Here is a 13,013-nt window from a genome sequence, read left to right on the forward strand (position 1 = left end):
AGTATATACCTGTCGGACAAGATTCGGAAAGCACATTAAGAATGAGAGGTTAATTACATTTCATTGACGAATTGAGAAACAAGTATCAATGAACCGGATAAGGCGCTTTTTCCTTCTCCTGAGCAATTGTCTTTTTCACAGTGAGCTAGGCGCCGGAGTTGACGCAGATAACTTACTTTCATTATCCACAGCCTAATAATTAATATAATTTTCTATACAATGCAAAAAACTGCGGAAAAGGACTTAATACGCAGTTTTCAAAGACTATGTATTTTGCGGGTGTCCCGGTGGCCTAAAATATGGCGGTACCTTTATCCTGTTTCTTTCAATCATTAAACTTTTTAAATTAATGCTATATTGGATCACAGAAGTCAAAAAGGTTAATAACAACACAGCTACATCATTTCGAATGGTCTCAGCAAGCGTCGTTCCGCAAAATGTAATGTATGTTGCCGTTTTTACACTTAAGAAATTGGCGATTTTAATCTTACGCCATAAGGAACATCGCCTGTATCGGATATTGGTTTTCTTCTAAAGTGGGCGGCAGCGGAACGCTTAGTTTGACCATATTCTTTAGTGTTTCAATTCCCTTTAACATCACAAACACCTTTACTAGTTATATTTTCCATTACACCAGCAAGAATACTAAAAGGGAACACAGTGAAGTCATTCTTGCTGACTTCACTATGTTCCCCTAATCTAAGCTATGTCTCAGCTGCGCTCGGCTCTTTTTAGCTTTTAAGCGTTTATGCTTTTAAGCAATAAAGTATTATCTTTATACTATCTCTCTTTTTGAATAGCGTCAAGGTATTTTTCCTATATACAGAAAAACCCCATTACTTACCAAACATGATGGAGAATTCGATTGTTAGTGAAATTAATTCATTTGTATTACACTTAATACAGAACTACTTGAAAGAAGTGATTTCCAATGAAAGAACAAGCTTTTTGCCCTATTACGAAAGCCACCGAGCTCCTTGCAAAAAAATGGGTGATTCTTATTATGTATAAACTCCTGGATGGTCCCCTGCGTTTTTCAGAGCTTGAGTCAGAAATGGCAATCAGCGGAAGATTGCTTTCCGATCGCCTGAAAGAATTAGAAGCAGAAGAAATTGTCACGAGAAAACTTTATCCGGAAATCCCCCCAAGGGTAGAATATGAATTAACGCCAAAAGGCAAAGCGATCAAGCCGATTATGGATGAAATCGGTACATGGGTGAAGGACTGGTCGAAATAATTGCTGGTTATTCGATTTTTTTCCAAATCAAAAACGCTTAGGAAGTTTTCCTAAGCGTTCTTTATTTTTTTACCATTAAGTACATAAAATAAGGTGCACCAATGATTGTCACAATGACTCCAGCCGGAATTCCGCTTGGGTCTAATACGACCCTTCCGATTGTGTCTGCAGCCAAGAGCAGAATGGCCCCAAGAATCGCGGCAACCGGCAGAACGTTTTGATGCCGTGGCCCAACTAAACTTCTTGCAATATGTGGCGCCATCAGCCCAACAAATGCAATTCCTCCACTGACTGAAACGGAAACGGATGCAAGTGCCACAGAAATGAAGATAAGAATCAGCCTTTCCCTCTCCACATGGACTCCCAATCCAACAGACACCTGCTCATTTAAATTTAACGTGTTCAGTACTCTCGATTTCACATACACGATTGGAAGCAGGACAAGAAGCCAAGGAAGCAATGCAAGAACAAACACCCAGTCGTCTCCCCATATTCTGCCTGCTATCCAATTGGCGAAGAAATCATATTGCTCACGTTCAAGCCTTGTGGAAAGAGTCAGAATGGCGCCACAAAGAGCTGCCGAAAGTCCGACCCCAATCAAAACGAGCCTGACAGGATCAACTCCCTCTCCTTTTTCAAATGCCATGAGGTAAATAAAGGCTGCTGCAGCTATTCCTCCCAACATAGCAAAAAGCGGCAGTGCGTATAAATAAATGCTTGATTCTCCCGAAAAAAACATGACATAAAAAACGACCATCAGCCCGGCTCCTGCATTAATTCCTAAAATACCAGGGTCTGAAAGCGGATTTCTTGTAACGCTTTGAAGAATCGCTCCAGATACAGCAAGGCCCATTCCTGCCAAAATTGTCACAAAAATTCTCGGGAGGCGGAAGCCGAATAGAATTAAATGTTCCTTTGGGGTTCCTTGTCCAATTATGGTGCGCCACAATTGAGCAGGGGATAAAGATACATATCCTGATGCTACACTTATGACAAAAGCCGAAACAAGCAAAACGAATGAAGCTATCAAAGTTATTCTTACTCTTGTAAGCTGATCAGAATTTATCATGCCAGTTTTCTTCCTCTCTTTCGTGCAAGGTAAAGAAAGAACGGAAAACCTGCCATAGATACAATTGCACCAAGCGGAGTTTCAAACGGAGCATTGACCATTCTCGCTGCTGTATCTGCCAAAACCAATAGGATACTTCCAAGGACTGCAGAGCAGGGGATAATCCAGCGATAATCGGTCCCGACCAGAAAACGGACAATATGCGGCACCATCAATCCAACAAAAGCAATGGAACCAGCAAGTGAAACAGCAACTCCAGCTAAGATCAATACGATGAGCATTAGTACAGCTTTGGCTAAACCAGTACGCTGCCCTAATCCGATTGCAACTTCCTGGCCAAAGCTGAGAATGGTCAGCTGTCTAGAAAACAAAATGGCAAGGATGACTCCTCCCGCAACGATTGGGAACACAAATTTCAATTGAAGCCAAGTTGTTCCTGAAACGCCCCCTGCTGTCCAAAATGCAAGGTTTTGAGATGTCTTATAGTAAGGGCGATCCCTTCGCCTAAAGCTGTTAATAACGCCGAGACAGCTGCACCTGCAAGCGTGATGCGGAGAGGGGACATTCCTCCTCTGCTCAAAGAACCGAGGCCGAACACCATGCTTGCACCCAGCCCCGCTCCAATAAAAGACATAAACATAATAAATGCATAAGAAAAACCTGTTTGAAAAGCAAATACTAGTGAAAGCGACAGACTCGCGCCGGCGTTCAATCCAAGTAAGCCAGGGTCTGCAAGAGGATTTCTTGTAATCCCCTGCATAATAGCACCGCTGACGGCGAAGGCTGCACCTACAACTGCCGCACCAAGCTCTCTTGGCAGTCTGATTCTGCCAATGATTTGATCTGCTTCTCTTGCAGAATCATATTGAAATACCGATCTCCAAACAGAAGCAAAATCAATGCTTGCTGCCCCTACCGAAATAGACAGCATTAGACTGAATATAAGCAGCAGAATTCCAAAAACCAGGATTGCAGTGCCAATTACCGGGCGGGCAAAGGCTTTATTTTCATTTATATGATTGGTATCAAGTATCGTCATAGGAATGTTATCCTTTTTTACTTACTCTTCGTTAATGCATCTACTATAAATTCCATCTCTTTTTCCAAAGAAATAGGGTCATTGAAATAGAACGATTCGGATTCAAAAGGAATGACGTTTCCTTTTTGAACGGCAGGAATCTCTTTCCAAAGAGCCGTTTCCATGAAGGAATTGTTAGCTTCTGCCCCGCCATCTCCTACAAATATATAATCTCCTGCATATTCCGGGATCACTTCTGCTGAAATGGCTTTATATCCAGGACCAAATACTTCTTTATTCACTTTTTCCGGAGCTTTAAGTCCAAGAGCCTGATAGATGACTTCTGTTCCGCGGCCCCAGTTCTGTCCATATACGTACATATCTTTTCCGTATGTTTCAAAGACCATAGCGGTAGCATCTTCACCAATTGCTTTTTGAACCTTTTCTTTTTCGACTTTCGCTTTTTCCTTCCATTCATCTACCCATGCCTGAGCTTCTTTTTCTTTACCGATGATTTTTCCAATTTCGATATGCTGTTCCAAATAATCATATTTGTCATAAGACAACGAAATTGTTGGAGCTATCTCACTGTACTTCTTTAAATTTTTATCATCTGAATACGTAATGATTAAATCCGGTTCCAATGCCAGAAGCTTTTCGAAAGAATCTGCTGTTATAACTTCTGCTTTATCCAATTTGCCTTCATAAAATTTATTTGCCTTCGGATATTCATTAACCGCGATAGGAGTATTTCCAAGTGCCAGAAGATTTCCGGCATATGTAGCAGCAAGCATCGCAATTCTTTTCGGTTCAGAAGGTACTTCCACATCACCATTTTCAGATTTATAGATTCTCATTTTTGGTTCGGAATCTGATTTTCCTTCAGCACTCGTTTTTTCGCTTGTATCATTGCCGCACGCTGCCAAAAAGCCGACTAATAGAACGGCTATGATACTTAAAAAGAATTGTCTGTTATATTTCTTCATTTTTTTCATCTCCACATTTCAATTTATAATAATAATCATTCTCATTTATATCGATAAAAAAAAGACTATAAAGGCATATCATTTTGTTCATTGAACAAAAACTCTCATTCTATGTATGTTTTTCCTCCCTATCAGCATAGAATCATATAAATCTAAAAAAATCTCAGGAACTAATTGAAAACGATTATCATTTTCATTAAAATTTTATTTTATAATGATTGATGTGTCAATATGCAAATGAAAAAATATGCAGCTATATCCCCATCAAGCTTAATGAAGGATGGAACAAAAGTGTCTTTGGCGGAGCCGCTCTGACAGAAGCTGGATCTCAATTCTCCAAAATTAATAACCTGTAAATGAAAAACTATGATGGCTTTTTACCGTTAGGGGTGGCAATCTGAATTAAAAACATTAGGGGAATTTTTAGGGCATGGAAAATCTACTAGTACTGATGATCATTCTATGATTCACTTTTCTCTAACCTGAGGCGGTTTTGCTGCTGCATTCACCCGTTTTGAAGTACTTTCTTCCAGTGCGAGAGCCTTCTTTGTGCTGCATACTCTGTTTTGGCGCACTTTCTTCTGGCTGGTGAGCTATCTTTGTGCTGCATATTCTGTTTTGGCGCACTTTCTTCTGGGTGGTGAGCTATCTTTGTGCTGCATATTCTGTTTTGGCGCACTTTCTTCTGGCTGGTAAGCTATCTTTGTGCTGCATATTCTGTTTTGGCGCACTTTCTTCTGGCTGTCGGGTTATCTTCGTGCTGCATACTCTGTTTTGGCGCACTTTCTTCTGGCTGGGGAGCTATCTTCGTGCTGCATACTCTGTTTTGGCGCATTTCTTCTGGCTGGTAGCTATCTTCATGCTGCATACTCTGTTTTGGCGCACTTTCTTCTTTCTGGTGAGTTATAGTGATTATTTTTAATTTTCTAAGCAACAATAAAAGCAAGAGAACATCTCGTTCTCTTGCTCGCAATTGATAACATCATATATATCCAGCTTGTTACATCTGATCGCTCTTTTTTACAGCTGCGGTTTCAGTCAGTGTGTTCACATTTTCCTGTACTTTCGTACTGTAAGTGAAATCGCCATAGCAATATGGATAGCGGAAGTTTCCTTTATCTCCGCCGCAATTATAGAGGTCCGGCTGCTTTTTGACCTGTATCATTGAGAATTGTTTCGCAAGCTCTTCGCTGTGCTTGCCGCCATTTTTTACGACAAAGTCGATATATCCTAGCCCCATATTATAGGCTTGTATCACAGTAAGGTCGTCCACATTTCGTTCTTTTCCATACTTCAGGCTTTTATGAAAATACTTCACACCCTGCTCAATGCTTTCTGCAGGGTCTACAATTGTATTTCTTGGCAGTCCAGCTGATTCTGAGGCCTGCATCGGATCACCGCCTGTCCCCTTGCTTTCTTGCTGCATTAATGCGAGGACCAAAAGCGTGTAATCCTCCAGTTGATATTCGGCCAGTTCCTCTGAAATAAGAGGCTCATACTTCTTCACATTTTCAAATGCATCCATTTGCACTGTAACCGGCTGCTTCTTTTCTGCAGAATAAAAAATGGTCAGCACAAAAAAGGCCAGAAACACGACCAAAATGAAACCTGTCATATGTTTAATGAATTTCATCATGTTTTTCAAACTCCGTTCCCGCTTTTCCTCTGTATCTATTATTATAATGATTCTATCATTCTCATCAACAAATAATAGCCTGTTTACTTCTATTCATATTGAGGATACGATAAGATGGGAGAGAACGGAATGGACTGAGGCCTCTTTATATCTGGGACTGCAGCCGTATATGAAACTTTTTTGAACGTAGCTTCGTCTTTATTCTATGAAACTTCTTGAACACCAAAGTGAGGGATTTTATATGTTTGAAATCAAACAAATTGAAGCTGACCATACATACGCTTTAAGACAAAAAGTGCTAATGCCCGACCATGCAATTGAAGAATGCGGATATTCCCGTGATAAAAAGAAAGAAACGCTTCACATTGGAGCATTTAAAGAAGAAAATCTGATTGGAACTGCCTCCTTTTTCAAGGAACGGCATGAAACTTTGAAAGAGAAGAATGTGTACCGGCTGAGAGGACTGGCGATTGATCCTGAACATCGCAATCAGCTCAGAGGTCAGACGCTGCTTTTATTTGCAGAAAATAAACTGACACAGCTTGATGCAAAGCTGCTGTGGTGTACAACAAGCATAAACAATGTGGACTATTACGAGCACCTGGGATTCAAAGCGAGCGAACATCGCTTTCATCTCCCTTCAAAAGGGCTGAATGTTCTGATGACAAAGAGTTTGTAACAAAAGAACCTGCGTTTTATTGCAGGTTTTTTGTTACGTTTTTAACCATAAATACCCCTTTTTTGTGATTGGTTGTACTCGGGACTTGTATTTGCCCCAAACTCGGGCGCCTGAAATGACACTTTATGAATTTGTGCCCGGTCACACGTTTTTATGCTCGGTTGGCCATTTATCCCCTAATTCCAAGACTTCATTTTGCACGGCTCAACAAGAAAAACCCTGCAGCAATTCAGCTGCAGGGTTCAACTTTTAATCTACTTAACCTGTCTATCTTTAATCAAAAGCTGTTTCGTTTCCGAAGGATTCTTCAGCCACTCATAAACTGCTTGAGCCAGATTTCTTTCGATGATCCGATCAGTTGCGGTCGGCCGTGAGCTCATACACTGCGATTCATCCAGCTTCAGTTCTTTGAAATCAAGATCCATCTGGCTCGCTAAAAATGTTCCAAGCTGTTCCGTGCGAATGTCTTCGCTGATGATTAAGAAGGAATACGTTACCCCTTTTTGATCTTTTTCTTTCAGATAATCAGCAGCATGAATCCAGCCGGCTTCCGCACCAGTTACAACAAGTCCTCCAACAGCGGCAGCCGCATCCCGCATTAAATCAGATACTTCATGACCCGGGAGCTGAACACAGCAGACTCTTTGCTTCATATATAAAAGCGAGCTGATGGTATCTTTAACTTTTAAAACGTTTGTCACAATTTCATTTAATGCTGTATCGTACCCTAAAGACCTGTCATTTAAGATTGAAATCGGGAGAAATAGCAATCTCGCTTTCGACGATGACAGCAAATCAACAACCTTTTTGCTGCCGCCTAGTACGATAACAGAATCGTATTCTTCCATTGCGATGCTAAACTTTTCATTTTGTTCAATGATAACCTGTTCTGAGACAGAACGGACTCTATTTTCCATAGCCTCTGCCTTCACTTCTGATGAAGCAGTCTGCCATTCTAATCGTTCTGTCAGAACATTATTTTCACTTGCATACCTGGCAATAGCCTCAGTGATAGCCTTTGTTTCATTGATTGTGTCGATGCCAAGAACTCCGATGCGCATGCAATCCCTCTTTCTCTTTTCTATATATGCTTATGCTGAAAAGCAGCTATGCTTGCGTATTCCTCTTTCAGCAGACGTGAGAGGCGAATATAGATAGGTGTTAATTCTTTATAAATCGCTACATTTTCTGCGATTGGCTTGTGGTGGTGAGAAGCACCAACCATCTCTGATACTACATCAAGAGTCTCAACATGTCCAAGTCCATATAATCCAAGGATCGCTGCACCTAAACATGAGCTTTCAAAACTTTCAGGAACAGCAACCTCCTGATCGAAAATATCTGCCATCATTTGCCGCCATAATTCAGAACGTGCAAAACCGCCTGTAGCCTGAATTTTTTTCGGCTCGCCAATTAGTTCTTCAAGGGCAAGCAGCACCGTATATAAATTCAAGATAACGCCTTCAAGCACAGAACGTATCATATGTTCTTTTTTATGATGCAGTGACAGTCCAAAGAAGGAACCTCTGGCATTGGCATCCCATAATGGAGCCCGTTCGCCTGCCAGATAAGGATGGAACAGCAATCCGTCGGAACCTGGTTTCACATTAGCTGCGATCTCAGTCAGCACTTCATAAGGATCCTTGCCCAATCGCTTTGCCGTTTCGATTTCAGCTGTGCCTAATTGATCACGCACCCATCTGAAGATCATTCCGCCGTTATTGACCGGCCCGCCAATGACCCACTGATTCTCAGTCAATGCATAGCAGAAAATTCGCCCTTTCGGATCGGTCACAGGTTTATCCGTAACTGTCCGGATCGCGCCGCTCGTACCGATTGTTACGGCAACAACTCCAGGCTGGATCGCATTTACTCCGAGATTCGACAGAACCCCATCACTGGCACCGACTACAAAAGGAATCGTTGAAGAAATCCCCATTTCCTTCGCAAAAATTTCATCTAATCCCGTTAAAGAACACGTCGTGTTTACAGGATCCGATAGATGTTCTTTCGTAATTCCTGCCACTTCAAGTGCTTCTGCATCCCAATCAAGAGACTTCAGATTGAACAATCCTGTTGCTGAAGCGATCGAATAGTCGATTACATAGCGCTTAAAGAGTTTATAAAATACGTATTCTTTTATCGAAATAAATTTAAACGTTTTCAAAAATAAATCCTGTTTTTCATTTCGAATCCAAGTAATCTTAGACAGAGGTGACATCGGATGAATCGGTGTACCTGTCCGCAAATAGATTTCATGGCCATTCATTTCTCTTGAAATTTTCTCCGCCCATTTTTTACTGCGGTTATCTGCCCATGTCATGCAATTTGAAAGAGGTGTCCCATCACGGTCGACCGCGATTACACTATGCATCGCTGAGCTAAAAGATACACATAAAAGTTCTTCAGCATCAATTTTACTGACTTCAATAACTTCCTTTATCGTCTTGACCACTGCTTGAAAAATTTCTTCAGGATTCTGTTCTGCTGTTTCCGGGTTCGGAGAATATAAGGGATACTCCACCCCAAAGCTCGAAACGATTGTTCCGTCTGTTTTAAACAAAACTGATTTCGTACTAGTTGTCCCAATATCGACTCCAATTACAAATTTACCATTCATGGTAATTCCTCCTTGCGCCCAAATCATTTCTAGTTGAGAAAGAACAAAAGCGTAGGCGCCTTGGTCAGCTCGCGAAGAAAATAGGAATTGACCTGGGTTAAATAACGCACCTGAGTATCAAGTGCCATTTAACCGGAAAAGGCGCTTTTTGCCTTCTCCTGAGCAATTGTCTTTTTCACAGTGAGCTAGGGGCCGAAGCTTGCCGTAGATAACTTATCTCATTTTCTACACCCTATTGCTTTTATTATTTCGTAAACAATGAAAAAGAAGATGCTCTATAAAGCCTCTTCCCTTCCGATTTTATTTTCTAAACGTATTAGTCTTTATTTACAACTGCATGGCCGCCAAACTCATTGCGCAGTGCAGCAACCACTTTTCCAGAGAATGTATCTTCATCAAGTGAACGATATCTCATCATTAATGATAATGCGATAACCGGCGTAGCTGTCTGCAGGTCCAATGCTTCTTCAACCGTCCATTTACCTTCGCCTGATGAGTGCATAACTCCTTTGATTCCATCTAGTCTTGAATCTTTTGAGAATGCATTTTGCGATAATTCCATTAACCATGATCTGATGACAGAACCGTTATTCCAAACTCTTGCTACTTGTTCATAATCAAAATCAAATTGACTCTTCTCAAGCACTTCAAATCCTTCTGCAATGGATTGCATCATGCCATATTCAATCCCGTTGTGAACCATTTTCAAGTAATGTCCGCTGCCGATTGCTCCTGCATAGAGATAGCCATCTTCTACACAAATATCTTTAAAGAGTGGTTCGATGGAAGCAAACACTTCTTTTTCTCCGCCGATCATCGTGCAGGCGCCATTTCTCGCACCTTCCATTCCCCCGCTTGTGCCGACATCAAAGAAATAGATCCCATGTTCTTTTAATTCATTGCCGCGGCGAATCGATTCTTTATAATTTGAATTTCCGCCATCAATCACGATATCGCCTTTCTGCAAGAGACCTTTTAATTCAGAAAGAACGTTTTCTGTAATTTCACCTGCTGGCACCATCATCCAAATCGTTCTTGGCGCTGAAAGCTTTGATACCAGGTCTTCAATTGAAGTAGAACCCTCTGCACCCATATTTGAAATTTTAGCTACAGCTTCTGAATCGATATCAAACGCGGTAACTTCATGTTTATGATCTATTAAATTCAATGAAAGATTATACCCCATTTTCCCTAAACCGATTAAACCTACATGCATCTTGTAAAACTCCTTTTTATCTTGTTTTTGTCCTATACCCATTATACGAAAATTTTTTTCTTCTGCAATCGTTTTCAAGAAATTTTTTTTTCATAATTATTTTATGCTATACTTTTTTTAGAATATGTAAGCGAGGTCATACCATGGGGCAAAACTGTTTAGGAAGTATCCGTTCTCATTATGCACGGTTAAGTGAAAAAGAAAAAAAGATTGCTAATTATATTTTGGAGAACCCGAAAGAAATTATTCATAGTACGATAAATGAAGTTGCGGACACGCTTGGAGTTGCTGAAGCAACTGTATTCCGTTTTTGTAAGCGCATCGATTTTAAAGGCTATCAGGCAATGAAAATTGCACTTGCCTCTGAAATTATGAGCCCGATCCAGCAGATTCACGAAGAAATCAGTGAAAGTGATAATGAAAAAGCGGTCGCTGAAAAAGTTTTTTATTCAAATATTAGAACGCTTGAAAATACACTGCAAATCTTAGATTATTCATCCATTCAAAAAGCGGCAGCCATCCTGTCAAACGCTAATCGGGCAGAGTTTTACGGGACCGGAGGATCGGCCATCATTGCAATGGATGCCTATCATAAATTCATTCGGACAGGCATATCAGCGTATGCATTTATCGATTCTCATTTTCAGCTGATGGCAGCTTCACAATTGACAGAAAAAGATGTTGCTGTTGTTATTTCCCATTCAGGAACGAATAAAGACACCATTAAGATCATGAATACAGCTAAAAAAAATGGAGCTAAAACAATTGGCATCACAGGGTTTCCGAAATCTCCAGTCGGACAAAGTGCGGATGTTTCCCTCTTTACAAGCTCTGAAGAAACGGAATATCGTTCAGAGGCACTCTCTTCAAGAATTGGACAGCTCAGCCTGATTGATGCACTTTATGTTAATATGATGATCTCAAATAAAGATAAAGCGAAAAAATCCTTGGAAAAAGTTCGGGATGCAATTTCTGAAACACGAGTATAGAAAGAGGGCCTATTCGTTCTCTTTTTTTGTTGGAAAATAAAAATAAAATATTTTTTCATAAATGTATTGATTTTAAAAAATATTTTTCATATAATCAAACCACTAGTTGAAAGTGCTTTCAAATTTTCACAAGAGAGGATTTTATATATGTTATTACTCATCGTATTTGCAGCAATCATTGCTCTTCTTTTACTCATAACTGTGGCAAAGTTAAACCCTTTTGTCGCGCTGATTGTAACCGCTATCGGCGTTGGATTGGCAACTGGAATGCCGCTTATTTCAACCGATCCTGAAGTCCCTGGAATCATTGATTCTATTAAAGCAGGCATGGGAAATACCCTTGGATTCCTTGCGATTGTTCTTGCATTAGGAACGATGCTTGGGAAAATGATGGCAGAGTCTGGCGGAGCTGAGCGCATTGCCAACACGCTGATTGCCCGATTTGGAGAAAAAAATGTTCACTGGGCAATGATGTTCGTCGCTTTCATCGTTGGTATTCCTGTATTTTTCCAAGTTGGATTCGTTCTGCTGATTCCACTTGTTTTCACAATTGCACGTCGTACTGGCGTTTCACTCGTAAGTCTTGGTGTTCCGCTTGTAGCTGGTTTATCCGTTGTGCATGGTTTGGTTCCTCCACACCCGGCAGCAATGGCTGCAGTTGGAATCTTTAAAGCAGATGTTGGGATTACTATTCTATACTCTATCATTGTTGGTCTTCCAACAGCTATTTTGGCGGGTCCTGTTTATGGTAAATGGATTGGAAAGCGCATCCACAAAACCGTTCCAAAGGAAATTGGCGATCAGCTGACTGAACAAAAAGATGAAAAAGAACTTCCTGGCTTTTTAAATACTGTTATTACTGTTTTAATCCCTGTTTTCCTAATGTTATCTGCTTCAATTGCAGAGCTGTTTTTATCAAAAGAAAGCACAGCATTTGAAGTATTCCGCTTCCTTGGCGATCCTGTAGTTGCCCTTTTGATTGCAACCGTTTACTCTTTCTTTAGTCTTGGATTCTTCCGCGGCATGAACCGCGATAAAATTTTGAAGCTGACAAATGATTGCTTGGCACCTACAGCTACAATCCTATTAGTAATCGGTGCTGGAGGAGCTTTCAATAAAGTTCTTCTAGATTCTGGAATTGGTGACTATATTGCTGAACTTGCACAACAATCTAATGTTTCACCAATTCTGCTTGCATGGGGAATTGCCGCGATGATTCGTATTGCTACTGGATCAGCGACGGTTTCCATGATGACAGCGGCTGGTATCGTAGCACCAATTGCAGCTGTGGTTCCAGGTGTTAACTTAGAATTGCTCGTTTTAGCTACAGGTGCAGGTTCACTCATCCTATCTCATGTCAACGATTCAGGTTTCTGGATGATCAAAGAGTATTTCGGAATGACTGTAAAAGAAACATTGCAAACTTGGACAGTGCTTGAGACGATTATCTCAGTTGCAGCGCTGATATTCATTTTAGTTCTTAGCATGTTTGTATAAGAAAAGCGCAAGCGCAATTTTATTACTTATAGTAATACAGAAAAAATCCTCAAGCATATGCTTGGG

11 protein-coding genes and 1 pseudogene are annotated in these 13,013 nt (G+C 40.7%); 4 read left to right on the plus strand and 8 right to left on the minus strand.

All coding sequences use genetic code 11. The features are described 5' to 3' along the window. Positions 1-931 precede the first annotated feature (931 nt). Complete coding sequence (locus tag CYJ36_RS14685) at positions 932-1,237, plus strand: winged helix-turn-helix transcriptional regulator (RefSeq protein ID WP_101568010.1); 306 nt, start codon at positions 932-934, stop codon at positions 1,235-1,237. Positions 1,238-1,298: 61 nt separating this feature from the next. Here CYJ36_RS14685 and CYJ36_RS14690 read toward each other — a convergent pair whose 3' ends face one another. The 5 genes and pseudogenes from CYJ36_RS14690 to CYJ36_RS14710 all read right to left on the minus strand — a co-directional run bounded on the left by CYJ36_RS14690 (position 1,299) and on the right by CYJ36_RS14710 (position 5,943). Then, positions 1,299-2,306: a FecCD family ABC transporter permease gene (locus CYJ36_RS14690; protein ID WP_101568011.1), complete on the minus strand. Its 1,008-nt coding sequence runs from the start codon at positions 2,304-2,306 to the stop codon at positions 1,299-1,301. Next, positions 2,303-3,345: pseudogene (locus CYJ36_RS14695) on the minus strand (FecCD family ABC transporter permease). Before CYJ36_RS14695 ends, CYJ36_RS14690 begins: the two are co-directional and overlap by 4 nt. 17 nt (positions 3,346-3,362) lie before the next feature. After that, positions 3,363-4,310, minus strand: coding sequence for an iron-hydroxamate ABC transporter substrate-binding protein (locus CYJ36_RS14700; RefSeq protein WP_224773387.1), 948 nt, complete (start codon positions 4,308-4,310; stop codon positions 3,363-3,365). A gap of 697 nt (positions 4,311-5,007) precedes the next feature. Further along, positions 5,008-5,178 carry a hypothetical protein gene (locus CYJ36_RS24095; protein WP_219621109.1) on the minus strand — a complete coding sequence of 57 codons (171 nt, stop codon included), beginning with the start codon at positions 5,176-5,178 and terminating at the stop codon, positions 5,008-5,010. A gap of 132 nt (positions 5,179-5,310) precedes the next feature. Then, positions 5,311-5,943 (minus strand): lysozyme family protein, encoded by a 633-nt coding sequence (locus CYJ36_RS14710; protein WP_257962490.1) that lies wholly within the window; start codon positions 5,941-5,943, stop codon positions 5,311-5,313. Positions 5,944-6,187: 244 nt separating this feature from the next. Between CYJ36_RS14710 and CYJ36_RS14715 the strand changes: the two genes are divergently transcribed. Continuing rightward, complete coding sequence (locus CYJ36_RS14715) at positions 6,188-6,625, plus strand: GNAT family N-acetyltransferase (RefSeq protein WP_180850339.1); 438 nt, start codon at positions 6,188-6,190, stop codon at positions 6,623-6,625. Positions 6,626-6,879: 254 nt separating this feature from the next. Here the strand turns inward: CYJ36_RS14715 and CYJ36_RS14720 are convergent, their stop codons facing one another. From CYJ36_RS14720 to gnd, 3 genes are all read right to left on the minus strand, one after another. Further along, positions 6,880-7,686 (minus strand): 6-phosphofructokinase, encoded by an 807-nt coding sequence (locus CYJ36_RS14720; protein WP_101568016.1) that lies wholly within the window; start codon positions 7,684-7,686, stop codon positions 6,880-6,882. Positions 7,687-7,706: 20 nt separating this feature from the next. Further along, positions 7,707-9,245, minus strand: coding sequence for a gluconokinase (gene gntK, locus CYJ36_RS14725; protein ID WP_101568017.1), 1,539 nt, complete (start codon positions 9,243-9,245; stop codon positions 7,707-7,709). A 316-nt stretch (positions 9,246-9,561) separates the two neighbouring features. Then, positions 9,562-10,461 (minus strand): phosphogluconate dehydrogenase (NAD(+)-dependent, decarboxylating), encoded by a 900-nt coding sequence (gene gnd / locus CYJ36_RS14730; RefSeq protein ID WP_101568018.1) that lies wholly within the window; start codon positions 10,459-10,461, stop codon positions 9,562-9,564. A 143-nt stretch (positions 10,462-10,604) separates the two neighbouring features. On the opposite strand from gnd, the gene CYJ36_RS14735 reads away from it, so the two are divergent. Continuing rightward, on the plus strand, positions 10,605-11,450 hold the full coding sequence (locus tag CYJ36_RS14735) for a MurR/RpiR family transcriptional regulator (protein WP_101568019.1): 846 nt from the start codon (positions 10,605-10,607) through the stop codon (positions 11,448-11,450). Positions 11,451-11,597: 147 nt separating this feature from the next. After that, positions 11,598-12,947: a GntP family permease gene (locus CYJ36_RS14740; protein WP_101568020.1), complete on the plus strand. Its 1,350-nt coding sequence runs from the start codon at positions 11,598-11,600 to the stop codon at positions 12,945-12,947. Positions 12,948-13,013: the final 66 nt, after the last annotated feature.

The sequence above is a fragment of the Bacillus sp. UMB0893 genome (assembly GCF_002858905.1).
GTDB lineage: Bacteria > Bacillota > Bacilli > Bacillales > Bacillaceae > Bacillus_P.

Excerpts from the sequence above, each read along its gene's own strand:
- CYJ36_RS14690 (WP_101568011.1), bottom strand. The coding sequence starts at position 2,306 with ATGATAAATTCTGATCAGCTTACAAGAGTAAGAATAACTTTGATAGCT.
- CYJ36_RS14710 (WP_257962490.1), bottom strand. The coding sequence starts at position 5,943 with ATGAAATTCATTAAACATATGACAGGTTTCATTTTGGTCGTGTTTCTG.
- CYJ36_RS14715 (WP_180850339.1), top strand. The coding sequence starts at position 6,188 with ATGTTTGAAATCAAACAAATTGAAGCTGACCATACATACGCTTTAAGA.
- CYJ36_RS24095 (WP_219621109.1), bottom strand. The coding sequence starts at position 5,178 with ATGCAGCATGAAGATAGCTACCAGCCAGAAGAAATGCGCCAAAACAGA.
- CYJ36_RS14700 (WP_224773387.1), bottom strand. The coding sequence starts at position 4,310 with ATGAAGAAATATAACAGACAATTCTTTTTAAGTATCATAGCCGTTCTA.
- CYJ36_RS14685 (WP_101568010.1), top strand. The coding sequence starts at position 932 with ATGAAAGAACAAGCTTTTTGCCCTATTACGAAAGCCACCGAGCTCCTT.
- gntK (WP_101568017.1), bottom strand. The coding sequence starts at position 9,245 with ATGAATGGTAAATTTGTAATTGGAGTCGATATTGGGACAACTAGTACG.
- gnd (WP_101568018.1), bottom strand. The coding sequence starts at position 10,461 with ATGCATGTAGGTTTAATCGGTTTAGGGAAAATGGGGTATAATCTTTCA.
- CYJ36_RS14740 (WP_101568020.1), top strand. The coding sequence starts at position 11,598 with ATGTTATTACTCATCGTATTTGCAGCAATCATTGCTCTTCTTTTACTC.
- CYJ36_RS14735 (WP_101568019.1), top strand. The coding sequence starts at position 10,605 with ATGGGGCAAAACTGTTTAGGAAGTATCCGTTCTCATTATGCACGGTTA.
- CYJ36_RS14720 (WP_101568016.1), bottom strand. The coding sequence starts at position 7,686 with ATGCGCATCGGAGTTCTTGGCATCGACACAATCAATGAAACAAAGGCT.